At 65.7% G+C, this 23,689-nt stretch carries 20 protein-coding genes; 14 read left to right on the forward strand and 6 right to left on the reverse strand.

What is annotated here, in order from left to right; all coding sequences use genetic code 11:
• Positions 1-5 precede the first annotated feature (5 nt).
• Genes VGQ44_00510 through msrA form a run of 3 tightly spaced genes read left to right on the forward strand, consistent with a single transcriptional unit; the run spans position 6 to position 2,337 of the window.
• Positions 6-896, forward strand: a complete 891-nt coding sequence (locus VGQ44_00510) for an aminotransferase class IV (GenBank protein ID HEV8445267.1) — start codon at positions 6-8, stop codon at positions 894-896.
• 39 nt (positions 897-935) lie between these two features.
• Positions 936-1,643, forward strand: coding sequence for a VTT domain-containing protein (locus tag VGQ44_00515; GenBank protein HEV8445268.1), 708 nt, complete (start codon positions 936-938; stop codon positions 1,641-1,643).
• A 28-nt stretch (positions 1,644-1,671) separates the two neighbouring features.
• The gene (gene msrA / locus VGQ44_00520) at positions 1,672-2,337 is read left to right on the forward strand and encodes a peptide-methionine (S)-S-oxide reductase MsrA (GenBank protein HEV8445269.1); all 666 of its coding nucleotides are present in this window, start codon (positions 1,672-1,674) and stop codon (positions 2,335-2,337) included.
• Positions 2,338-2,505: 168 nt separating this feature from the next.
• Here the strand turns inward: msrA and VGQ44_00525 are convergent, their stop codons facing one another.
• Genes VGQ44_00525 through VGQ44_00535 form a run of 3 tightly spaced genes read right to left on the reverse strand, consistent with a single transcriptional unit; the run spans position 2,506 to position 5,965 of the window.
• Positions 2,506-3,981: a pyridoxal-dependent decarboxylase gene (locus tag VGQ44_00525; GenBank protein ID HEV8445270.1), complete on the reverse strand. Its 1,476-nt coding sequence runs from the start codon at positions 3,979-3,981 to the stop codon at positions 2,506-2,508.
• Positions 3,972-5,018: an ABC transporter permease gene (locus VGQ44_00530; protein HEV8445271.1), complete on the reverse strand. Its 1,047-nt coding sequence runs from the start codon at positions 5,016-5,018 to the stop codon at positions 3,972-3,974. Before VGQ44_00530 ends, VGQ44_00525 begins: the two co-directional genes overlap by 10 nt.
• Complete coding sequence (locus tag VGQ44_00535; GenBank protein HEV8445272.1) at positions 5,018-5,965, reverse strand: ATP-binding cassette domain-containing protein; 948 nt, start codon at positions 5,963-5,965, stop codon at positions 5,018-5,020. The genes VGQ44_00530 and VGQ44_00535 overlap by 1 nt, the downstream gene beginning before the upstream one ends.
• An 84-nt stretch (positions 5,966-6,049) precedes the next feature.
• On the opposite strand from VGQ44_00535, the gene VGQ44_00540 reads away from it, so the two are divergent.
• The 5 genes from VGQ44_00540 to VGQ44_00560 all read left to right on the forward strand — a co-directional run bounded on the left by VGQ44_00540 (position 6,050) and on the right by VGQ44_00560 (position 13,544).
• Positions 6,050-6,832 carry a TonB-dependent receptor gene (locus VGQ44_00540; GenBank protein HEV8445273.1) on the forward strand — a complete coding sequence of 261 codons (783 nt, stop codon included), beginning with the start codon at positions 6,050-6,052 and terminating at the stop codon, positions 6,830-6,832.
• Positions 6,833-6,930: 98 nt separating this feature from the next.
• Entirely contained in the window at positions 6,931-9,462 is a 2,532-nt protein-coding gene (locus tag VGQ44_00545) for a ShlB/FhaC/HecB family hemolysin secretion/activation protein (GenBank protein ID HEV8445274.1), read from the forward strand.
• 325 nt (positions 9,463-9,787) lie between these two features.
• Positions 9,788-10,795, forward strand: coding sequence for a hypothetical protein (locus VGQ44_00550; protein HEV8445275.1), 1,008 nt, complete (start codon positions 9,788-9,790; stop codon positions 10,793-10,795).
• Entirely contained in the window at positions 10,792-11,844 is a 1,053-nt protein-coding gene (locus VGQ44_00555) for an LLM class flavin-dependent oxidoreductase (GenBank protein HEV8445276.1), read from the forward strand. The genes VGQ44_00550 and VGQ44_00555 overlap by 4 nt, the downstream gene beginning before the upstream one ends.
• Before the next feature lie 452 nt (positions 11,845-12,296).
• A complete protein-coding gene (locus VGQ44_00560) occupies positions 12,297-13,544 on the forward strand; it encodes a diguanylate cyclase (GenBank protein HEV8445277.1) in 1,248 nt (415 codons plus the stop codon).
• A gap of 73 nt (positions 13,545-13,617) precedes the next feature.
• Here the strand turns inward: VGQ44_00560 and VGQ44_00565 are convergent, their stop codons facing one another.
• A complete protein-coding gene (locus tag VGQ44_00565) occupies positions 13,618-13,914 on the reverse strand; it encodes an XRE family transcriptional regulator (protein ID HEV8445278.1) in 297 nt (98 codons plus the stop codon).
• 236 nt (positions 13,915-14,150) lie between these two features.
• On the opposite strand from VGQ44_00565, the gene VGQ44_00570 reads away from it, so the two are divergent.
• The gene (locus VGQ44_00570) at positions 14,151-15,881 is read left to right on the forward strand and encodes a serine/threonine-protein kinase (GenBank protein ID HEV8445279.1); all 1,731 of its coding nucleotides are present in this window, start codon (positions 14,151-14,153) and stop codon (positions 15,879-15,881) included.
• A 12-nt stretch (positions 15,882-15,893) separates the two neighbouring features.
• Here the strand turns inward: VGQ44_00570 and VGQ44_00575 are convergent, their stop codons facing one another.
• Positions 15,894-16,904 (reverse strand): hypothetical protein, encoded by a 1,011-nt coding sequence (locus VGQ44_00575; GenBank protein HEV8445280.1) that lies wholly within the window; start codon positions 16,902-16,904, stop codon positions 15,894-15,896.
• 159 nt (positions 16,905-17,063) lie between these two features.
• Between VGQ44_00575 and VGQ44_00580 the strand changes: the two genes are divergently transcribed.
• The 5 genes from VGQ44_00580 (at position 17,064) to VGQ44_00600 (ending at position 22,544) form a co-directional block, all read left to right on the forward strand.
• Positions 17,064-18,314 (forward strand): M28 family peptidase, encoded by a 1,251-nt coding sequence (locus tag VGQ44_00580; GenBank protein ID HEV8445281.1) that lies wholly within the window; start codon positions 17,064-17,066, stop codon positions 18,312-18,314.
• Between the two features lie 5 nt (positions 18,315-18,319).
• Positions 18,320-19,186 (forward strand): hypothetical protein, encoded by an 867-nt coding sequence (locus VGQ44_00585; GenBank protein HEV8445282.1) that lies wholly within the window; start codon positions 18,320-18,322, stop codon positions 19,184-19,186.
• 275 nt (positions 19,187-19,461) lie between these two features.
• The gene (locus VGQ44_00590) at positions 19,462-20,922 is read left to right on the forward strand and encodes a PxKF domain-containing protein (GenBank protein HEV8445283.1); all 1,461 of its coding nucleotides are present in this window, start codon (positions 19,462-19,464) and stop codon (positions 20,920-20,922) included.
• A 4-nt stretch (positions 20,923-20,926) separates the two neighbouring features.
• Positions 20,927-21,724: a hypothetical protein gene (locus VGQ44_00595; protein HEV8445284.1), complete on the forward strand. Its 798-nt coding sequence runs from the start codon at positions 20,927-20,929 to the stop codon at positions 21,722-21,724.
• A 73-nt stretch (positions 21,725-21,797) separates the two neighbouring features.
• Positions 21,798-22,544 carry a hypothetical protein gene (locus VGQ44_00600; GenBank protein HEV8445285.1) on the forward strand — a complete coding sequence of 249 codons (747 nt, stop codon included), beginning with the start codon at positions 21,798-21,800 and terminating at the stop codon, positions 22,542-22,544.
• Between the two features lie 8 nt (positions 22,545-22,552).
• Here the strand turns inward: VGQ44_00600 and VGQ44_00605 are convergent.
• Positions 22,553-23,689, reverse strand: a 1,137-nt coding sequence (locus VGQ44_00605) for an amidohydrolase family protein (protein ID HEV8445286.1), incomplete at its 5' end; no start/stop codon positions are given.

A 23,689-nucleotide genomic window follows, 5' to 3' on the forward strand; every position in this document is an offset into this window, starting at 1 on the left:
GTCACGTGCTCGCCTATCTCAACGGCCATTTCCTACCTCGCTCCGCCGCCTCCATTCCGGTCGACGACCGCGGCTTCGTGTTCGGCGACGGAGTGTATGAAGTATGGCGCGCGGTCGGTGGCTCGTTGTTCGAGAGTGAGCGGCATGTCGCGCGTCTGCAGCGCGGATTGGACGAGCTGAAAATACCGCGTCCCGACGTGGCGACGACGCCTCGTCTGCACGACATCGCGCGGCGGCTCCTCACCGATTCCGATCTTCTCCACGGTGACGCGACGTTCTACGTCGAGGTCACGCGGGGCGTGGCGCCGCGAACGCACCATTTCCCCAAGGGGACCGTGTCGCCGACCATATACGCGACCGTCAATCGTCTCAACACTCCGGAGGAAATCCGCCAGCGGGGCGCCGAATGCATCACGATGCCCGACGTCCGCTGGCTCCGATGCGACATCAAGTCCGTGCAGCTGCTGCCAAACGTCCTCGCCAAGCAGGCGGCCGAGGAGCAACACGCCATCGAGGCGATTCTGGTGCGCGACGGTGTGGTGACGGAGGGCTCGCACACGAACGTCATCGGCGTATTGGACGGCGTGCTGCGGACTCACCAGACGAATAACCTCATTCTTCCCGGCGTGACGCGCGCGATTGTGCTCGAGATCGCGCGGTCCTTGGGGATTCAGGTGAGCGAGGACGCGTTCGGCGCGCGCGAGATTCCTCGCCTCGAGGAGCTGTTTCTCGTCGGCACGACGACTGACGTCATGCCGCTCGTTCGAGTGGACGGCAACCCGGTCGGCGATGGCAAGCCCGGCCCGATCGCCCGACGCCTGCAGGCGGAACTTCGCGCCCGCCTCGACGCGCTCCGCCCGGCGGACCCGCCCGCGCTCGCGTCGATCGCGCCCTGAGCCGCGATTCGTTTCCACGCCTCCTCAATCGGCTCGAAGGTGACGCCCATCTTGGCGTTTTTGCAGATCGCGACGCGACATCCGCAGGCCGCGGCCGCGCTCCACACACTCTGGGCCTATATCACGCTCGGCGCGACCGGCATCGTGACCGAGGAGGCAACGCCTCTGATCGGCGGTCTGATGGCGCACGACCACTATCTGCACCTGTCGACCGTCATGCTTTCGATAGCGCTCGGAACGTGGCTTACCGACCTGGGGTTGTACTATGTGGGTCGCTGGCAAGGCCGATGGGCTCGGCGGCGATGGCCACGGCTTCGCGAGTGGATGGTCCGGACGTTCCGGATCGTCCGACGGCATCCCTGGCGTGCATCCATGGCAGTCCGGTGGGCGTATGGATTGAGACTCACCCTTCCGATCGCGTGCGGGGCGGCTCGCGTCCCTTTGCCGGTTTACTTGATCGGAAGCGCCATCAGCTGTATCACGTGGGCAGTCTTCTTTACGGCGATCGGCTGGGCGTTCGGGGAAACGACGTTGATCGTTCTCGGACACGTCCGGCGTTACGAGAACTATTTGATCGCGTTGATCGTTCTGCTATTGATCATCGGATTCTGGATCGTGCGCGCCAGACACGTTCCCGATGAAGTGGTGGAAGTGCTGGCTTCGGGCGATACGACCGAGATGCGCGCGCCCGGAGGCCCGGAGGATGCCGAGGCCGCGGGCGGTTCGGCCGAACGGAAAGAACGTTGAACGACTCAAAGGAACGGAGGATGGAATCATGATGCGCGGTTTGACTCGCGGACTCATCGGCGCCGGTGTTCTTGCGGCGGTCTCGGCGACCGCCGCCGCGGCGCGCCCGATCGAGCCCCCCCATGCGGCCCCGCCGCCGAAGACGCAAACGGTCGTGTTCGCCGGCGGCTGCTTCTGGGGTATTCAGTCCGTATTTCAGCATGTGAAAGGCGTCGTCAGCGCGACGTCGGGCTATGCAGGTGGTTGGAAGGACAAGCCCGACTACGAGGAAGTCAGCTCGGGAGCCACGGGTCACGCTGAGTCGGTGCGCGTCGTCTTCGACACGTCGCAGGTGTCGTTTGCGGATCTCATGCGGGTGTTCTTCACCGTCGCGCACGACCCGACGCAGCTCAACCGGCAAGGCCCGGACGTCGGCACGCAGTATCGATCAGCGATCTTCTACATGAACGACGAGCAGAAGGACATGGCGCAGGCGTACATCGGTCAGCTGAACGCGTCGCACCTGTACGCGAAGCCGATCGTCACGCAGGTCGCGAAGTTGAAGAACTTTTATCGCGCCGAGGATTACCACCAGAACTACGCCGAGCTGCATCCCGACCAGCCGTACATCGTGATCAACGACGCGCCGAAGGTGGTCAACCTCAAGAAGAACTTCCCGACCTTCTTCACGGACAAGCTGGCCGCGCACGAGTAAAGCCCCAAACTCCGAAGGTTCCGAACTCCGAAACGTCCGATCTCCGAGACTTCCGAGATCCGAGACTTCCGAGATCCGAAACTTCCAAACTTCGAAACGGCGTCAGAGCGATGAGTTCGACTCGCCTCTGACGCCGTTTTTTTCGGTGCTCTCGAAGTCCGGAAGTCGCTATTTGGCCCGTTCGGCCGTTGGCCGTTTCGCGTCTTGGCTCCTTCGGGCTTCGGCTTTCAAAAGCTCCCATGCCTTGAGCACGTGCGCGTGCGTCGTCCGAATGTTGCCGATCGCGAACCGGAGCACGATCCGCCCGTTCAACTTCGTGTGAGACAGATACGCTTCTCCGCCCGCGTTCACCGCGTGCATGATCGACTGGTTGATCTCGTCGCGTTCCGTTTCGCTGACGCCTTCGGGCGCGAAGCGAAAGCACACGAGTGAGAAATCGACCGGCGCCACGACTTCCCAGCCCGCCGTTTCCCGCACCCACCTCGCGAGCTCGCGCGCGAGCGCGCAGTGCGCTCGTAGCCGCTCGACGAGTCCATCGACGCCGAACGCGCGAATGATCATCCACAGCTTGAGCGCCCGAAACCGGCGTCCGAGCTGCACGCCGTAGTCCATGTAGTTGACCACCTCTTCCTGCTCGCGTGTGACGAGAAACTCCGGCACGAGCGAGAACGCCCGTTTGAGAACGTCGCCGCGTTTGAGATAGAGCACCGAGCAATCGAAGGGCGTGAACAGCCACTTGTGGGGATTGACGACGAACGAGTCGACTCCGTCCACGCCGTCGAGCACCCAGCGAAACTCGGGCGCGATCGCCAGCACGCCTCCGTACGCGCCGTCGACGTGCAGCCACACTCCTTCCTTTCGGCAGATGTCGGCGAGCGCCGGCACGGGGTCGATGCTCGCCGTGCTCGTCGTTCCCACCGTCGCGACGCATGCCAACGGCACGAACCCCTGCGCGCGATCCGACTCGATGGCCGATGCGAGCAGGTCGGGACGCATGCGGAATGCCGCATCGCTCGGGATGTGCACGAGATTCTCGAGCCCGAGCCCGAGCGCGATCGCCGCTTTGTCGATCGCCGAGTGCGCGTGCTCCGACGCGTAGACCCGCAGGCGCGGCAGGTCCGTTCGCCCGGCCATGCCGCGTTCACGAATCGCCAGCCCCGGACGTGCTTCGCGCGCGGCGGCGACCGCGAGCATCGTCGACATCGATGCCGTGTCGGTCGTCATGCCGAACCAGCCGTCGCTCAGCCCGAGCATCTGGCGCAGCCAATCCGTCACGACTTGCTCGAGCTCCGTCGCCGCGGGCGACGTCTTCCAAAGCATCGCCTTCACGTCGAGCGTCGCCGTCAGCATCTCGGCCAGAATTCCCGGTACCGCCGCCGACGTGGCGAAGTAGGCGAAGAACGATGGATGGTTCCAGTGCGTGATCCCCGGAACGATCGTCGTCTCGAAGTCGCGCAGAATCGCGGCGAGCGGTTCGCCGGCGGCCGGCGGCGACACCGGCAGCTTCGCGCGAATCTCGCCCGGCCGAGCTCGCGACACGACCGGAAAGCGTTCGGGCGTGTCGAGATAATCGGCGATCCAGTCGAGCACCGTCCGTCCCTGCTCGAGCAGCTCGTCGCGCGGAAAATCTCCGGTCATCGCCATCGGAAGATTCGAAGCGCGATCGCGAAACACACGATCATCCACGCGACGAGCACGAGCAGCTGCGGCCAGAGCGACAGAAGCGGCACGCCTCGCAGCATGTTTGCTCGAAGCGCGTCGTTCGTCGCCGTGAGAGGAAGAATCTTGATGAACGGCTGCACGACGCGCGGAAAATTCTCCGACGAAAAAAACACTCCGGACAGCACCCACATCGGCAGCATCGTGAGGTTCATCAGCCCCGAAACCCCCTCGATCGTCGTCGGCCGCGCGGCGATCAACAATCCCAGTCCGCCGAACGCGAGCGCGGCGAGAATCATGATCGCCGCTACCGACCACGGTCCGCCGCGCAGCGGCACCCCGAACAGCGCCAGCGACGCGCCGAGGAGCACGATGCCCTCGATCGCCAACAGCACCAACCGCGATGCCAAATACGACGCCAAATACTCCGCGCGCGACATCGGCGTCGCGACGAGGCGTTTGAGCAGGTTTCGCCGCCGCTGGTCGACGATCGAGAATCCAAGTCCCCAGATGCCGCCGCCCATGATCGTCATCCCGAGCAAGCCCGGCACGACGAAGTCGATGTAGCGGGATCCTGCTTCGCGGACGTGGCGCTCGCTCGACGACAGCAAGTCGGTGCGCCCCGCGCCGCGCTGGATGTCATCGTCGACCATGAGTCGCGCCGTCCGCGCGTCCGGACGCGTGTCGTCGTACTCGTAGGCGATGGTATGGTCGCCGCTCGGTTCGACGACGACGGCCACCCGGCCGCTTCGCAGCGCCAGACGCGCGCTGTCGAGCGGCATCGCTTCGACGGCCAACGCCGAATCACGCCGCAACGATGCCGTGACCGTCGTCGCCTGCGCGGAACCGTTCACCACCGCCACGTGCACGACGTCCGGCGGCTTGGCACGAAAGGCAATGCCCAGACCGATGGCCAAGAGAATCGGAAATCCGAACGACCAGAACAGCGCTTCCGGTTCGCGCGTGTATTCCTTGAATCGAACGGTGATGAGCTGAACGAGAGGTCTGTCGCGATCCGCCATTAGTCCTCCCGCAACTGGCGGCCGGTCAGCGACACGAAAACGTCTTCGAGCGTCGCCGAGTGCGTGGTGAGCTGGGCCAGCTCGAGCCTGCGCTCGGCGAGAAACCCAAGCAGCGCGGGAACGGTGCGGTGAAGCTCGCCGACGTTGAGCTCATAGCCCCCGGCGCGCATCCTCGCGGCGCGGACGCCGGCGATCGAGCGAAGCGCGTCTTCGCCCAGCGGCTCCGAATCGCCGCCGAGCGCGAAATCGACGACGTGCTCCGCGCCGAGCGAGCGGATCAGTTCGCGCGGCGTTCCGAGCGCGATCACTTTGCCGTGGTCGACGATCGCCACGCGGTCGCACAGAATCTCCGCTTCATCCATGTAGTGCGTCGTGAGCAGAATCGTTCGGCCGTGCGCCTTGAAGTCCGTGATCAGGCCCCAGAGCTGGCGGCGCGACTGCGGATCGAGGCCGGTCGTCGGCTCGTCGAGAAAGAGAAGGTCGGGGTCGCCGACGATCGCGCACGCGAGGGCGAGCCGTTGTTTCTGTCCGCCCGACAATTTGCCGACGCGCCCGTCGCGTTTTTCCTCGAGCTGCACGAGGCCAATCACATCGTCGACGGTGCGCCCGCGCTCGTAGAAGCTGCGAAACAAGCGAACGACTTCGGCGACCGTGAGCTTGTCGGCGAGCTGCGTCTCTTGGAGCTGGATTCCGAGCCGCTGCCGAAGCTGTTTCTCCTGCTGGTCCCAGCGGAGTCCCAGAATCTCGACACGGCCCGAGTCGGGCGACGTCAGCCCTTCACAGATCTCGATCGTGGTCGTCTTGCCGGCGCCGTTCGGGCCAAGCAGTCCGAAGCATTCGCCGGCCGATACGTCGAGGTCGAGTCCGTCCACGGCGCGCACGTCGCCGTAGTACTTGCGGAGATCCTGAACCAGCAACGCCGATGACGGATTTGCTGAAGCCGACATAGGGGCTGAAACCTACTGCCTCTTGCCGGTGGTCGCGCGCAGCCGTAGCGTGCGAATGGCTCCGTAAACCCGCCCGATCGAGAAATGTCGAGACGAGCGATTCCCACCCGCTTCGTCGTGAACTGCGCGATGCTGCTCGCTCCGACCTTGCTCGGTGCACAGCAAGGAGCGCGGCGCGCGCGCGTCGACGGATCCGTGCGCGATTCGTCGGGCGCGCGCGTTCCGGACGCGGGCGTGGCGGTCGCGGGCGAAAAGGCCCCGAGAGCCGTGAGCGACGACTCCGGCGCGTTTCACATCTCGGGGCTCTCTTCCGGGCGAACCATCTTCATCGCCCGCCGCTTCGGCTTCCGTCCGGAGACCGTCGCGGTGGAGGTGCTCGACAGTCGACCGACCCGATTGGACTTCACGCTTCGTCGGGTCGCCGTTCAACTCGACAGTCAGTTCGTGACGGCCGATTCGGCGCGCCAATTCAAGATGGGCGCCTTCAACAAACGCCGCGGACGCGGAATCGGATTCTTCTTGACGCGCGAGGACATCGAGAAACATCAGTCTGCCAGCGTCAGTGAGCTGCTCCGCTACGTTCCCGGCGTGACGATCTCGCAACGCATGGCGGGCGAGCCACAGCCCGTCCACATGCAGCGCTCGTCCAATCCGACCAACCAGTCGACTTGCACGGTCGCGCTCTACGTCGATGGGAACCCGTATCCTAACGGCAGCGTCGACGACTTCCCGCCGGGATCGCTGGAGGGGATCGAGGTGTACCGCAGCGCGTCCGAGATCCCGGCCGAGTTTCGAACGCGCGATTCGATGTGTGGGTTGATCGCGCTGTGGACGCGCGACCCAGAGGCGGCGCGCCGGCACCCATAGCCGGGCTCGCCCGAGTCACGGGACGACGGCGAAACTTGGACCGGTACGGGCTCGTATCGCCTTGAGCCTCATGCGTTCCGCCGGGGGGGGAAGGTTTTGTGATCGTCCTCGTTCTGAGCACCGCCGCGGCCCTGGCTTTCCAAGGGTCGCCGCCACCGACTCCACCGACGCCGCCGGGGACTCCGGCGCAGCAGGGCGGCCGCGCACCAGCTTGCACGGGACGATGCCCTGGGGGCCGTTCCCGCACACCGGCGGTTCGAGACAGCACGGACGGCGACTCGACGGACGCGCCGAACTGCAAAGGGGCCGTCATCACCGCGTGCACGAACGGCCACCATCGGCGCCAAGGGATTCGGCGCGCGGTCACGGCCGAACTTCAAGCGAGCGCGTTCAAGGACGCGACGGCCAAGATCACTCTCCTCGCCGCGCGCGCGGCGCGGCTCAGGCAGGACTCGGCGCTCGTCGCGTACGACGCGACCACGTACGAGCGCATCTCGGTTGGATTCGGGTTCGGCAGCATTGGACGCGACCGGCTTCTCTTTCGCCACGAGGCCGCGGCGCACGTCCGGTGGCAGCAGGGGAAAGGCGCGTGGGTGGACGTGAAGGGCGCGCGCAACGCCGCGCCGATGCTCGGGAAAGAGGCGCAGGTAGAGATCGACAACGAAACGAACGATCCCGATCTCATGGGAGAAATCCCGTACTACCCGGGATACGAGCCGCTCTGGGTCGGCGGCGGCGACGTCGCGCGCGCACAAGTCGACGAGACGGAGATCGTGCACCCGATCGCAGATGGCGCCGAAGCGTACTACACGTACGAGACCGGCGATTCCGTCAGCTTCAAGCTGCCGGATGGAACGGTGATTCAGCTGCGCGAGCTGCGCGTGCGGCCACGCCAGCCGAAATGGAATCTCGGAGTCGGCTCTCTCTGGTTCGATACGCATTCGGGCCAACTCGTGCGTGCCGCGTATCGGCTCTCGGTGCCTCTCGATATCTGGGCTGTCGCGACCGAGGATGACCCCAAGTCGATGGACGACGTGCCCGTCTGGGTGAAGCCGCTGATCACGCCGATGAAGGCCGAGGTCTCGGCGATTGCCGTCGAGTACAGCCTGCACGAAGGCCGCTTCTGGCTGCCGCGCTTGCGCTACGCCGAGGCCTACGCGCAAGTGAGCTTCATGAAGGTGCCGGTGAAGGTGGAAGAGAGCTTCAAGTATGCGAGCGTGAACGGCAAGGACACGATTCCCACGATTCCTCTCGCGCCGGCGCGCTTTCAGCCGCCCGACTCGCTGAGCGAAGACGCGCGTATCGCGTGGCGCGACTCCGTCCGCGCCGCGAATCGCGCGTACGCTCGCGCGGTGCGCGACTCGATTCGTCAGGGGCTCAAGAAGCCGGAACGTCGCACCTCGCAGTGCGATACGTCGGCGTACCGCGTGTCCGCTAGGAGCCGCTATGAAGGCGCGGTCCCCATAGCGATGCGCGTGCCGTGCGACACGGCCGCCCTCTCTCACTCCCCCGATCTCCCGCCGTCGATCTACGACGAGGGCGAAGAAGTCTTCGACGCGAAGGATTTGCAGGATCTCAAAGCGCAGGCGCTCTCGCTCACCGCGCAGGCTCCGCTTCAGTTCAGACTCCGCATGCTTCCGCCGCCAACCATTTCGTATGGTCCGGCGCTGATGCGCTACAACCGAGTCGAAGGATTTTCGGTCGGCGCATCCGTCGAACAGCAACTTGGCGGCGGCTACAGCGGGTCGGCCATCGGCCGGATCGGATTCGCGGACTTCGAACCGAATTTGGAGTTGTCGCTCGCGCGATCGAATCTCACGAAGACGATTCGATTCACGGCGTACAATCGCCTGGTCTCGGCGAGCGACTGGGGGCATCCGCTCACCTTTGGCAGCTCGTTCTCGGCGCTCATGTTCGGGCGCGACGAAGGGTTCTATTATCGCGCCTCCGGCATCGACCTCACGCGTTCACTGGACGGCACATTCGGTGGTGGCGTGCAGATGGGATGGCGCCTGTTCGCCGAGCAGGAGCGAACCGCGAAGGTCAAAACCAACTTTTCGGTGGATGGCGACGATTTTCCCGCGAACCTCGTCGCTCAGCGCGGCGGCTACGCGGGCTTCTCGGCGCACATCGACGATCAGATGGGACTCAACCCCGAGGCGCTGCGCCTGTTCTCGAGTCTGCGTTTCGAGAGCGCGATCGGACGGGGCGACTCGGCGTACGGCCGTGCCGCCTTCGACGTGACCGCGTCGCACGGACTTGGCCGCCTCGCGGGGTCGCTCGCGCTCTCGGCGGGCGGATCGGTTGGCCAGCTGCCGCCACAGCGCCGCTGGTATCTCGGTGGAAACGCGACCGTACGGGGACAGAGTCCCGACACGGCGCAGAGCGGAAACGCGTTCTGGCTGACGCGCGCCGAGCTTGGTATGAACGACGCCGGCGCCCGACCGACGATCTTCGCGGATCTCGGATGGGTCGGCGATCGCACGAAGCTCAGTCAAGTTGGCCGACCGATGAGCGGCGTCGGGGCGGGCGTGTCGTTTCTCGACGGCCTGTTCAGATTCGACGTCGCGAGAGGCCTGTATCCGCGCAAACAGTTCCGCGTGGACCTTTACCTCGAATCGAAATTCTGAATTAGACGGACTTCGTCAAGATTCTGTACCGAGCCTTGACGGCCTTGCATCCCGCCTTACCTTCTTTTCGCATGAGCACCGCCCGGACCATACGCTGCTGCCGCCAAGCCATGTGCTGCTGCATGAGCATGTGTATGTGTCGCATGTGTCAATCGACATGTGAGGCTCTGGGCGTTCGCATCTAGCACGGCTTTCTAGCAGCGACTCGCGCTCCGGTCCTCACCGAGGGACCGGGGCGTTTTTGTTTGGTCGCGAGTCGCCGCCCGGTCCCAGAGTGAACCAGCGAGTCGCATCACCCGCGACCCACACTCAGGACTGCCGCCCCATGCAACCGATCGCCGTTTTCCACGAACACCCGGACTGGTTCAAGCCGCTCTTCCTCGAGCTCGAGCGGCGCGGCCTGCCGTACGAGCGCGTCGACGCCGCGTCGCACGTGTTCGACCCGTCCGAGGACGATGTGCCGTATTCGCTCGTGTTCAACCGCGCGAGCCCATCCGCCTACCTGCGCAATCATCGCCAGACGACGTTCCATACGCTTCACTGGCTGAGGCATCTCGAGCGAATCGGCGTTCCCGTCGTGAACGGCGCGCACGTCTACGCATACGAGTTGTCAAAAGTGTCGCAGCTCGATCTGCTCGAGGAGCTCGGCCTTCCATATCCGAAGGCGCGCGCGATCAACGATCCGTCGCTCGGCCTGAAGGCCGCGAAGGATCTCCGCTATCCGGTCCTCGTGAAAGCGAACATCGGCGGCAGCGGCGCAGGCATCGTTCGCTACGAGACCGAAGCGGCGCTCGCCGGAGCGATCGAGCGGGGCGAGGTGCAGCTCGGCATCGACGGCGTCGCGCTCGTGCAGGAATCGGCCCCGCTTCGCGATGGCCACATCGTACGCGTCGAGACGCTCGGCGGAAAATATCTGTACGCGATCAAGGTCTTTCCGGCCGTCGGATCGTTCGACCTCTGCCCGGCCGACGCGTGTCAGACGGCGGATGGCGTCGAGCTCGTGCGCGGCGCGTGCGCGGTCGACGCGCCGAAGACGGGACTCAGGGTGGAAGGATACGACGCGCCGCCCGAGATCATCGAGCAGGTCGAAGCGATCTCGCGCCGTGCCGGCCTCGACGTAGGCGGCATCGAGTATCTGATCGACGACCGCGACGGGAAGCACTACTTCTACGACGTCAACGCGCTGTCGAACTTCGTCGCCGACCCGGTGAATGTGATCGGCTTCGATCCGTGGGTGAAGCTCGTCGACTATCTCGTGTCGCGGAGCGCGCCCGCCCGCCGCGCGACGGAGCGCACGAACGAACGCGCCAGGTTCCACGCGAGCCTGCCATGAGATACGGATACTGGCTTCCCGTCTTCGGCGGCTGGCTTCGCAATGTCGAGGACGAAGGAATGGCGGCGTCGTGGGACTACGTGCGGCGGCTCGCCCAACGCAGTGAGGAAATCGGCTACGATCTCACGCTGATCGCGGAGCTGCTCCTCAACGACATCAAGGGCATCAAAGCGCCGTCGCTCGACGCGTGGTCGACGGCCGCGGCGCTGGCCGCGGTCACGGAGCGCCTCGAGCTGATGGTCGCGGTGCGGCCGTCGTTCCACCCGCCGGCGATTCTCGCCAAGCAGGCCGCGAACATCGATCGCATCTCGAACGGACGTCTCGCCCTCAACGTCGTGTCCGCGTGGTGGAAGGACGAGGCGCGTCGGTTCGGCGCCGCATTCGACGAGCATGACGATCGCTACGGACGCACGCGCGAGTGGTTGGACGTCGTGGATGGCGCGTGGCGTGAGCCGGCGTTCACGTACCACGGCAAGTTCTACAACCACGACGACATCGTGCTCGAGCCGAAACCCGCTTCAAAACCCGGCCGTCCGCGTCCGACGATTTACGCGGGGGGAGAATCCGAAGCGGCGAAAACGCTCATCTCGCGGCAGTGCGACGCGTACGTCATGCACGGCGACCCGCCGGAGCGGATCGCGCCCAAAATCGCCGACATGCGGGCCCGACGTGAGCAGGCCTCCGAGGCCCTCGGCATCGACCTCCCGCCGATGCAGTTCGGCGTCGCCGCGTACACGATCGTCCGCGATTCGGAGGCGGAAGTTCGAGACGAAATCGAGCGCATCACCAACGTGGCCGCGGGATCTCCCGGTTACGAGAACTATCGGGACTGGATCGCGAACACGAAGCTCGAGCAGCAGGTGAGCCTCCAGGATTATTCCGTGTCCAACCGCGGACTGCGGGCCGGGCTGGTCGGAACCCCGGAGCAGGTGGCCGAGCGAACGTCGCAGTTCGCCGAGGCGGGGGTGGACCTGCTTCTTCTCCAGTGCAGTCCCCAACTGGAGGAAATGGAGCGTTTCGCGGAAGAGGTGATAGCGGCGCGGGTCTAGGCGGGTGGGCCGGTGGGCCGGTGGGCCGGTGGTCCGGGAGACCGCGGGGCCGGAGGGCGCTGGGCCGCTACACCGGCGGAGATATCTGGAACGCGCCAATCGGATGCAGGGTCTGAGCTCCCAGCTCGGGCCCTTCGCATTTCACCGGCCTCGCGGCCATCCGGTCCACCGGTCCACCGGTTCACCGCCTTTTTTTGTGTCCCCCGTCGCGGCCCGAATCCGCTGCGGCGCACAGAATGCATGCGTCCGCCCCTGCTCCGCCGTGGGATACCGGCGGGGTTGACAGCAAGTCCCCGGCGGACAGGGTTGTGGGCGTGCTTAAATCAATCCAGTGCAAAGAGTTGGACAGTTTGCATCAGTTGTTGGGTCTTCGGCCGACACTTACCACAGGACAAGGGGTTTCCGGCGCGCGACACGCCGGCTGACGGACGTTCTCCCGGTTCATCTTTCGAGTGAAACAGGACACACTGGATCCCGCCCGCGCCAACGCGGACGTACTGCTGTGGCAAGCGCCTGCCCGAATCGCGATCGCGATGTTTCTTGGGTTGTTCGAGTTGCTCTTTCAACAACTCGACATCCTCGGTGGCAGCGATCTCTGGGTAGCGATCACCCTGGTCGGTTATGTCCTCGCGATCCGGCTGCTCAGCCGCCGGATGCGCGAAACCGGCACGGCCGGAAACCTCATGGTCGCCGCCACCGTCCTGGCCGACCTCGCGTTCATCTTCGGGTCGACGATCGCGTCCTCACCTGTCGCGTATTACGAGCGAATTCTAGTTCTCTCGTTCTTCGTCCTGCATTCGGTGGAGTCGTATTTCGGCCGCACGCACGCCACGTTGACGCTTCTCGCCGTCGTGGTCGGCTACCTCGTCGCGGTGCGTGTCGGCGCGCTCATGCTCGGCACGCCGCAGGATCCGATCGAAGAGATCTGGTCGATCGCCCTGTTCACCACGGCTGCCCTCCTGCTGATCGTGCAGTTCGGCAATATCCAGCGGCGCCTCGAGCACATCGTGGAGCTGTTCGAGTGGGCCGAAGAGGGCGACTTCAGCCGCGCCTACGACGTGAACACCAACACGAACCCCGAGTCGATCACGCGCGTGGGCCGGGCGTACAACCGGGTGCGCCTCCAGCTGGCCAGCATGGTGCTGACCGATCCGCTCACCGGCTGTCTCAACCGTCGCGGGTTGGACCAGGTGTTGGCGCGCGAGATCGCGCGGGCCGGCCGCACCGGCCAGCAGATCTCGCTCATCGCCGTCGACCTCGATCATTTCAAGAAAGTCAACGACACGTACGGCCACATCACCGGCGACGTCGTGCTGCGCGAGCTCGGGATGCTGCTGGGCCAGGCGGCTCGGTCGGGGGACATGGTGGCGCGCACGGGTGGCGAAGAGTTCTCGATCCTCTTGCCGCAGACAGGGCCCGAGGGCGCCTACCGCATGGCGGTTCGCATTTGGGAGACCGTGCGAAATCACGCGTTCATGGTGAACGGAACGCGGCTCAAGCTGACGGTCAGCGTCGGCGTGGTCACTTCGCCGGGCATCGGCGGCGACGCGGTCGCCGCGAGCCTCAAGGAGCGTGCGGACGTCACGCTCTACGCCGCCAAGCGCGGCGGGCGCGACCAGGTGCGGGAATGGGACGACGCCTTCGCGACGTCACTCACGCCGGCCCACGACGTTCCGCTGGTCTCGAACTCCGGCTCCTAAGGCCTTTCGGTTGCCGGGCGGCCGATGGGCGCCCGCGGTCCCTCGCGCGAGGCGCGAGGGACGTTCGCGCTTGTTAGCGGCGGGTAACGCTGACCTTGCCCGTCTTGCCCCGAGCCGGCCGAATCACGATATCGATGTCGCGGCCAAGCCGAGCGAGCATGCGAATGAGGCGCTCGGTCGAGAATCCGCGCAGTTTTCCCGTCACGACGAGGGAGATCTGCGACGGCGCGTCGCGCATGATGTAAGCGGCTTCCGTCTGCGTAAGCTGTTGATCATCGAGAATGCTCGCGATTTCCTTAGCGAGGACATTCTTGGGGATCACTGATTCGGGGACCGCCCGAGGGCGGCGCAGCGCATGAGATCTAGCCACGGTTCGTTGGGTCAGAGGAGGATGTGCGGCAACATTAGAGCGCTTTAATCTTAGCGAAACCTGTGCCGTAGGAAAAGGTGAAGTTCTCAATTTTTCTGAACACACTTGGACGTTCTTTGTGTCCAATTCGTATTTCCATGCCAGGGACCTTCGAACCCGCGTAGTACGAATCGAAATATCAAAACGCTTGGCCATGAACACGCGAACGATTGCGTGATCGACTTTCTGAGAACTGGATGACCGACTTCGCGGAACAACTACAAGCGGCGCTTGGCACCGGCTACCAGCTCGACTCGGAGCTCACCGGCGGCGGGATGAGCCGTGTATTCGTCGCGATCGATCGCGCCCTCGGCCGTAAGGTCGTCGTGAAGGTGCTTCCGCCCGACCTCGCCGCCGGCGTCAATCGTGAGCGATTCCGCCGCGAGATACAAGTCGCGGCCCAACTCCAGCATCCTCACATCGTGCCGCTGTTGTCGGCCGGCGAGCAGGGCGATCTCCTGTGGTACACGATGCCCTTCATCGACGGTGAATCGCTGCGCACGGCGCTCGAGCGAAACAAACCGTTCGGTGTGCGCGAGGTCACACGAATCATTCACGACGTCGTCGACGCGCTCGCGTTCGCGCACGCCCGCGGCGTCATCCATCGCGACATCAAGCCGGGGAACATCCTGCGCCAAGGTGCCCACGCGCTCGTCACCGACTTCGGCGTCGCGAAAGCGCTGAGCGCGGCGCTGCCGATCAGCGGCGTCACCACGGCCGGGATCGCGATCGGAACGCCCGCCTACATGGCGCCCGAACAGCTCGCCGGCGACGCGGCCGCGGATCACCGCATCGACATCTACGCGGTCGGCCTCCTCGCGTACGAACTGTTGACAGGATCATCGCCGTTCACCGGGCCATCGCCGCGCGAAACGCTCGCGGCGCAACTGACGCGAGACCCGAAGCCGCTTCACGAAGTGTCGCCGGAGGTTCCAAGATCTCTCTCGTCGCTCGTCATGCGTTGTCTCGCGAAAGATCCGGCAGGCCGCCCTCAGCACGCCGAGGACATTCTTCACGAGCTGGACGCGATGACGATGCCGCTCGGCGTCACACCGCAGTCCGGCGGTGTCGAGCCGAAACCTCGACGCCGAACGGCGACGATCGTGTTGGCGACCGTCGCGCCGCTTGTCGTCATCGCCGCGCTGTACGCGCTCTCGCGCCGCGGATCGGCGCCCGGCGCGAAACCCGACTCGGCCGCCCCGGCGCTGACGGCGGTCAAGCCCGCTCTCCCGACACCGACACCGCCGGTCGCTCCCACGCAGTCCGGCGGCGCACCCGCCGCGACGTCCGCGCCCGCGGCTGCCGGGCCAACGGCGAAGGCTCAGCTGCCCAAGCCCGTCATCACGCACGACGATTCCGTTCGCATCGCCGAGGCGGTCCGCAAGCGGCTCGCGGCGGCGAAGACGCGCGATTCGATCACGCAGGCGCGCATCCAAGCGGAGACCGAGCGCAAGATGATGGACTCGATCATCGCCGCGAACGGGGGCACACCGTCGACGTCCGCCGGTCCGAGGCGACTGATCATCACCGAGCCGCCGCCGATACGCCAATGGCCCGAGGCGACTCTCCTTGGCCGCGCCGTCGCCGACAGCCTGCGGCGCATGCTGCGGCCCCGCTCGAGGCAATACACGATCGTCGACGCCGATTCCGTTCGACTCGCGCTGTCGACGACGCGCGATCTCGGCGAGCTGACGAAGAATCTCTCGAGCGACCTCGTCGTCTCCGTTCGGATCACCGCTCTGCCGCACGACTCGGCGTTCCTCTATTTCCAGGTCAGCGACCTTGGCGCGATCTCATCCTACCGGAACCGCGCCGCGACGTCCCGCCCCGGACCGAAGAACGAAGTGCTGAGCAATCTCGATCAGCTGCTGCTCAGCGTCCTGACGTTCCTCGACGAGATGAGCCGCGCCCCACGCCGCGGGAGTTGATCGGAGGAGCGCTCAGCGCGCGCTGAGGATCGGGATGACGCGGCGGTGGCCTTCGTTGTCGGAGATGTTGAGCAGGCCGACCTGCACGCCGTGGAGCTCCCGCGCGTAGTTGATCAAGCCGATCGTCAACCCGTGCTGTGCGCCGCGGATGTTCGTCACCGAGCTGACCGCCGCGCCGTCGAAGCGACCCGATTCCTCGATCTTGAAATAGAGTCCGCTCAGCACGATCGCGTGCGCGTTCAACGTTCCCGCGGCGATCGGCGTGAGCACGACGCCGCTGATCGCCGGCGCGCCGACGCCGATGCCGCCGATGCTCAATCCTTTCAGGCGGCCGCCCGCACCGACTCCGATACCGCCGATCATGAGCCCCGTCGCGTCGCCACCCACGCCGACGCCGACGCCGCCAACACCGATGCCTTTGAAGTCAGCGCCACCGCCGACGCCGATACCGCCGATCGCCAGGCCGGAGAGCCGGCCCCCCGCGCCGACGCCGATGCCGCCGATCGTGATCCCGCTCACGTCGCCACCGCCGCCGACCCCAATCCCGCCGATTTGCAAACCTCGAATGCGTCCACCGGTTCCGACGCCGATGCCGCCGATCGTAATTCCTTCGGCGCTCCCGCCGGTGCCGACACCGATGCCGCCGAGCATGATGCCGTGCAGATCACCGCCCGCGCCGAGACCAATTCCGCCAATGCCGAGGCCTGAGATCGAATTGTCGGCGCTGAGGCCGAAGACACCGACGCCCAACCCGTGGATCTGATTCGCGCCGGTGACCGGCAGTCCGAGCGCCACGCCGTTGACTACGCCCCGGATCGGCTTGTAGGGACTCCAGATCGTGACGTTCGCGCCAGTCACTTTCTCCAAGCGAGCGTCGCGAAAGTTGAGACGCAGTCCGGTCATGACAGGCTTGTCGCCGATTGCCAGTCCGACGTCGTGCAGCGTGAGGTCGAGGACCTGGGCCTTGAGCGATGGCGCGCCGGCCAGTACGAGCGCGGGAACAACGACGCGAAGCGTTTTCATGTGGGATGGGAGAGTCGCCGTGAAAGATCGGCGATGGGCGGGAGATGCGCTGCCCTGATTACGCCCACATGGTTGTAAGGTTTCAGGGCGTGGGCGGCCGAATGGCTTGCTCGCCCTCTTCGCGCGACGCGATCTTGCGACACTCCGACGCGACTCTCAATGCAAATTCACCGACCGTTGACGCGAATTGGCGGCGTCGTCGCCGCGATCGCGCTCGTACTTGCCGCGTGCGCGCATCCGTCAGGTGCGCCGGCTCCCGAAAACACCAGTCTCGCCGCGACCTCCGCGGGAGCGTCCGTCGTCACGTCGGCCGCGATCACCGCGCGCGACCTCGAGATGCGTCTCACGGCGTTCGCGCACGACACGATGATGGGGCGCGAGGCCGGCACGATCTGGAACGTCAAGGCGACCGACTACGTCGCGGCGCAATTCCAGCAGCTCGGACTTCGTCCGGCGGGCGAAAACGGCGGCTACTTCCAGACGGTGCCGAACATTCGCGTCCGCGACTCGGTGACACCGCGCGGCCCGGCTCGCAACGTGATCGCCGTCATTCCGGGAAGCGACCCGGCGTTGCGCGGCGAGTACGTGTCGATCAGCGGCCACAATGATCACGTCGGGTTCAACCGCCGCCCCGTCGACCACGATTCGATCCGCGCGTATCTCCAGATCATCCGCCCGATGGGCGCGGACAGCCGACCGCACGACCCGTCGTCAGAAGAAGCCGCGCAGATTCGCACCATACTCGACTCGTTGCGCCGGCTTCACACACCGCGATTGGATTCGGTATACAACGGCGCCGACGACGACGGGAGCGGAACGGTCGGCCTGTTGGAGATCGCCGAGGCGTTCGCCAAGAGCGGCGCCCGTCCGCGCCGGTCGATCCTGCTCGTGTCGCACACCGCGGAAGAAAAAGGCTTGTTCGGATCGGCGTGGTACACCGATCACGCCACGGTGCCGATCGACTCGATCGTCGCCGAATTCGACATCGACATGATCGGCCGCGGCGCGTCGTCGGACCTCCCCGCCGGCGGACCGACCTATCTCGAGGTCGTCGGTCTGCGCCGTTTGTCGAAGGAATTCGGCGATTGGGTCGAGGCGGCGAACGCGAAGGAGCCGAAGCCGTTCGTGTTCAACTACGAGTACGACGTCCCCGGCCACCCGCTGCAGTACTACTGCCGCGCGGATCACTACAGCTATGCGCGCTACGGCATTCCGAGCGTCTCGTTCTCGCGCGGCGAGCATCGCGACTATCACCAGGTGACCGACGAAGCGCAGTACATCGACTATCCCGATTACGCGCGGCTCGTGCGGATGGTGTTCGACGCGGCTTTGTCCGTGGCGAATGCGGACCACGCGCCTCGGCTCGACGCGCCGAAGCCAACCAATCCGCACGTGCTCTGCCGCCAGTAGTGAACGTGGGGCACTGTGTCGCGCTCGCAACGTACGACGGCGCGCCCGATCTTGCGCCCGACGACCTGTTGCTCGCCGACGCGCTGGAGCGGGTAGGGATTCGCCCCGCCGCCGCTGTCTGGTCGGATCCGTCCGCCGATTGGCGCGCCTTCGACGCCGTGGTCATTCGGTCGTGCTGGGACTATCACCGGCGCCACGGCGAGTTCGTGACGTGGCTCGACGCGCTCGACACCGCGGGCAAGCCGGTGTGGAACGCGACGCCGACGGTGCGTTGGAACTCCGACAAGCGATACCTCATCGACCTCGCGGCGCGCGGCGTGGGGACTGTACCGACTCGTGTCGTCGAGCGCGGATCGCACGCCGCTCCAGGCGACGTCGCACGCGCCGAGGGCTGGACGCGCTTCGTCGTGAAGCCGGCGATCTCTGCGAGCGCCTACGAGACACACGCCCTCGAGCTTCCGCTCGGCGCCCACGATCGCGCAGCGGTCGAGCGTGTCGTGGCGCACGGCGACGTGCTCGTCCAGCCGTTTCTCGACGAAGTCACCAGCGACGGCGAGCTCTCGTTGATCTTCTTCGACGGTGTGTTCAGCCACGCCGCGATCAAACGGTCGCGCCATGGCGATTTCCGAGTGCAGACGGAGCACGGCGGCACCGTGGCTCCCGTCGACGTGGCGCCGGCGATCATCGAGCGGGCCAGTCGCTCGCTCGAGGCGCTCGATGAGTTGCCGCTCTACGCGCGCGTGGACGGAGTCGGCGACGAGCGTTCGTTCAGGTTGATGGAGCTCGAGCTCATCGAGCCGAACGTGTTTCTCGCCGCGTCGGCGGGCGCGGCCGATCGCTTCGCGGCGGCGATCGCGCGCCGACTCGGATAGTCGGTGGGCTCGCGGTCAAGCGAGCTCACCCGTGGCGGCGCGCTGCTCGCCGGACACAACTGGCCATCGTATGTTGTTGCCGCCGCGCCGACGCGGTCGCATCGCGACCACCCGCGCGATCGCGCGATTTGCATTCGTGATCCATTCGTGATTCGAGTTCTCGATCATGAAGTGCGCTTCCGCCGCGTGACGTCGGCGGAGACTGCGCAGCAATGTTCTGGCGGCGACGACGCCGAGATTACCTGGGGGGCACTACCCTTGAGGAGTATTTCCTCATGTCGAGACTCGACTCCGCGCTCTCGCTGTTCGCTGCAGCCGCGGTTCTGACCACGACGCTCGCCGGTTGTCGCGACGCGACCATGCCAACCCGGCCGTTGGCGCCGAGGGCTCCGTCGAGGACCGAGCTCCCGGCGTCGCCCGTGGTGAACTCGCTCGGTGACCCAGGCCCAGGAAGTTGTTCGGATTCCGAATGCACGCTCCGCGGCGCGATTGCGTTCGCGAGTACGGGGGCAACGATCACGTTCAACGTGACGGGAACGATCGTTCTTGCTCAGGGAGAGCTTCTGATCGACAAAGACCTGACGATCGCCGGCCCGGGCGCCTCCCAGCTTCAAGTGGACGGGGCAAATAGCTCGCGTGAGTTCGAAATCGCCGCCGGCGCGACGGTGAGCATCTCCGGCGTGACCCTGCAGAACGGAAGCGTGCCCGACCCCACCGCCCCCTTCGGCGCCGGAATCCGCAACTTCGGAACGTTGACCCTCACGAACAGCGTCGTCTCGCACAACGGCACCACCGGCGAAGGCGGCGGGATCCACAACACCGGAGGCGTTCTCACCATCGTCGGGAGCACCATCAGCGCGAACTTCGCCGGGAACGGCGGCGGCATCATGAACGCGCATGGCACTGCCTTCATTACAAACAGCACCATATCCGGCAACTTCGGCGGTTTGGGCGGCGGGATGCAGAACGCCGGCTTGATGAGGATCATCAACAGCACAATTGCCGGTAATAGTGTGGGGAACCAGGGCGGACAAGGCAGCGGTATCGCCAACACGGGCGAGACCGTGATGATCAACACGATCGTCGCGAACGATCCGGCCGGCGGCAATTGCTTTCAGCCCATCACGACCGACGGCGGCTTCAACATCGAAGACGGCACGACGTGTGGATTCACGGCGGTCACGTCACACTCGAACGCCAATCCCGGACTCGATCCGGCCGGCCTGCTGAGCAACGGTGGACCGACGCCGACGATCGGGCTGTTGCTCGGCGGGCTGGCCGTGGATCTCATCCCCCCTGGCGTCAACGGGTGCGGTACGACCATCGCGATCGACCAACGCGGCGTGGCACGTCCGTTCGGAAGCGGATGCGACATCGGCGCCTACGAGCTCGACTTCAAGGGTTTTTTGCCGCCGATCAACAACGTGAGGACGACGCCGATCCATCCGGGCAAGGGCGTCCCGATTCAATTCATCCTCGGCGGCGATCACGGCCTCGCGATTTTCGCGAGCGGATCGCCGAGCTCGGCGCAAATCGCGTGTCCGCTTTCCGATGGCTCGGGTGACGACGTGCCGACAGTCACCGCCGGCAACAGCCAACTGTCGTACGATCCGAGCACCGACACCTACACCTACGTGTGGAAGACCGACAAGGCGTGGGCGGGAACGTGCCGGCGACTGTTCGTGACGTTCGCCGACGGCAGCGTGCACAGGGCCGATTTCTCCTTCGATCGCTGACGTCATGCGCCGCTCGCCGACCGCCGAAGAGATCGCGCTCGCGATGAGGGATCCCGCGCGTCTGCGGCAGTTGTCGGCGCTCGGCGAGCGGACGCCGACGCGAGCCAAACACCTCGGCCTCAAGGTGCTCGTTCACGTCGGAGCGCTCGTGATCGCGATCGCGTGCTTCGGCGCGTACGGGCACCTCAAGCTCGAGGGTCGCTCCACCGCGGCGACGGTCAGTCTCGTGTCCGCGGCCGTCTTCGGATTCATTCCGCTCCGCGACGTACTTCGCATCTTCTTCCGCGTCGAGGGCAAAGCGCTCCATTTCGCGCACGGCATCGGAAGTCTGGCGCTCATCGGTCTTCCAGTGAGCGGCGTCGTCTCGGGCAATTCGGTGGCGTCGCGGGCGTGGATGGCGCCGTTCGCGATGATGGGAGCCGCGCAAGCGGTCATGCACCAGAACAATCCGCGCAATGCGCAACAGGCGGCGGCGCTTCAACGGTTCGCGGCGAGCTTGCCCGAGGTGGCGCAATTCACGAGCTCCAAGGATCTCACCTCTCCGGCCAACGCAAAGCGCGCCGTCGCCGTCCTCTCCGACATTCTCGCCAAAGCGCAGGCGCTCGGCGAAACCGAATTGCAATCCGATCCTGGATTTCAAAGCGCGCTGCGCCAGAGCACCGCGCGGTTCGGCGCGCGCCTCGGCCTCGACGCGGTGGACGTCGCGCTCCGCAACCTGTCGGGAAATCCTGCGGCACAGAACGCGATTCCCGATTTGCAGCGAAAACTCGCGCTCGCAAGGAAAACGATCGTGGCCCAGTAGCGTCGCCCCGCGACCTGGCGAACTCGTGGATGGTCGGGCTAATTCCTACGCCACCTCCACAAGAAACGCTTCCATGCAGAATGAATCGGAGCCGACCACTCCGCGCCGGGAATTTCTGGGTCAGATGGCGGTTTCAGCGATCGCGCTTGCGAGTACGGCCTGCGCGGGGTCCGCGGCAAATCCGCAAACGGCGGCAACTCCGGCCGCGCTTCCCGCTCAGCCGCGGGCTCGCCCCCAGGTTCAGCAAACATGGGACGACTCCTGGTCCGCGCGTCTCACCGCCGCGAAACACAAGGCCGTGTTCGACATGCCGGAAGTCCAGGATCCGGAGGCGATCGATCACGCGGCCATCTGGCTCGAGGGCCTTCATGCGGCGCTGGGCGCGGCCCCCGGCGACGCTCAGGCCGCGATCATCATCCGGCACGCGGCGGTCGTCGCGGCGTTCAACGACGCGATGTGGTCGAAGTACGAGATCGGCAAACTGCGCAAGGTCAAAGACGACGCGACCGGAAAGTGGGCCGTTCGAAATCCGTTCGCGTCGCCCGCGCCGCCGAAGCCAGGCGATCGTCCGGCGCGTCAACGCAGTGCCGACCGTCCAGGCGACACACTCGATTGGTTCGCCGAGTATGGTCACACGCTGCTGGCGTGCAACGTCGCCACACTCGGCATGTCGTCGATCATCGCCAAGAAGTACAACGGTCAGATGAGCGCGGTCTACGACGAGCTGAAAGCGAATCTGATTCCCGGCGTCATTCTCCAACCATCGGGCATCTACGCGCTCCACCGCGCTCAAGAGGCGGGGTGCACGTTCTCATCGTGATTCGCTGATCAGCCGGGGCGAAGCCCGGCTCCGGTGTGCGCCGCGCCCCGCTGCCCGTCGCGCAGGGCGATGGCGCCGTTCACGATCACCACGTCGATCCCGACCGGATATTGGAACGGATCTTCGTATGTGGCTTTGTCGATGACGGTCGACGGATCGAACACGACGACGTCCGCCGCCATGCGCGGCACCAGCGTACCGCGGTCGCGGAGGTGCACGCGAGAAGCGGGCAACGCGGTCATCTTGTTGATCGCCTGCTCGAGCGTGAGCGCTTTCCGATCGCGCACGTAGCGGCCGAGGATGCGCGGGAACGTACCGAGCCCGCGCGGATGCGGGTGTCCGCGCCGCGACGGACCGTCGACGGCGAACGCGCCGCCGTCGCTGCAGACCATTCCGTGGGGATGCGCGAGGATGCGCGCGAGGTTGTCCTCGCTCATCGCGAAGCCGACCATGCCGACGTTGGCGCGATTCCGCTGGAGAAGCGCGACGGCGGTCGCATATGGATCGGCGTGCTGAGAGGCCGCATACGCGTCGAGGCGCTGGCCCTCCGCCGGCCTGTCGGCGGGATTCACGACATTGGCGATCATGACGTTGCTCCACCCACCGATCAACTCGACCTTGGCCAACGTTTCCGTGCGAATTCGATCGGCGGTGGCAGCGTCGCCGAGCCGCGCGAGGAAGGCGTCGTTGCTGCCGTCGCGGCTCCACACGGGGAAGAGATTCGTCAGTCCCGTCTGATACGCGATATATGGATAGCGGTCGAACGCCGCGTCACATCCTGAAGAACGCGCGGCAGACACGCGAGCGAGCGCCTCGTCGAGCTTACCCCAGTTGCGCGGACCCTGCGTCTTGAGGTGCGAGATCTGAAGCGCACAGTTCGCGCCGCGGGCGACGGCGATCGCTTCGTCGATCGCCTCGAGGACGCGGTCGTCTTCGTTGCGCATGTGCGTCGCGTACGGGAGTCCTGTTCCGGCGAGCGGTTTGCACAGCGCGATAAGCTCCTCACGCGGCGCGAAGGCACCGGGCGTGTACTCGAGCCCCGTCGAAACGCCGCAGGCGCCGTCGGCGAGCGCCTGATTCACGAGCGCGCGCATGCGAGCCATCTCGCTCGCGGTCGCGGGACGATCCGCGTTGCCGACGACGAT

The organism is Gemmatimonadaceae bacterium (assembly GCA_036003045.1).
Lineage (GTDB): Bacteria > Gemmatimonadota > Gemmatimonadetes > Gemmatimonadales > Gemmatimonadaceae > JAQBQB01.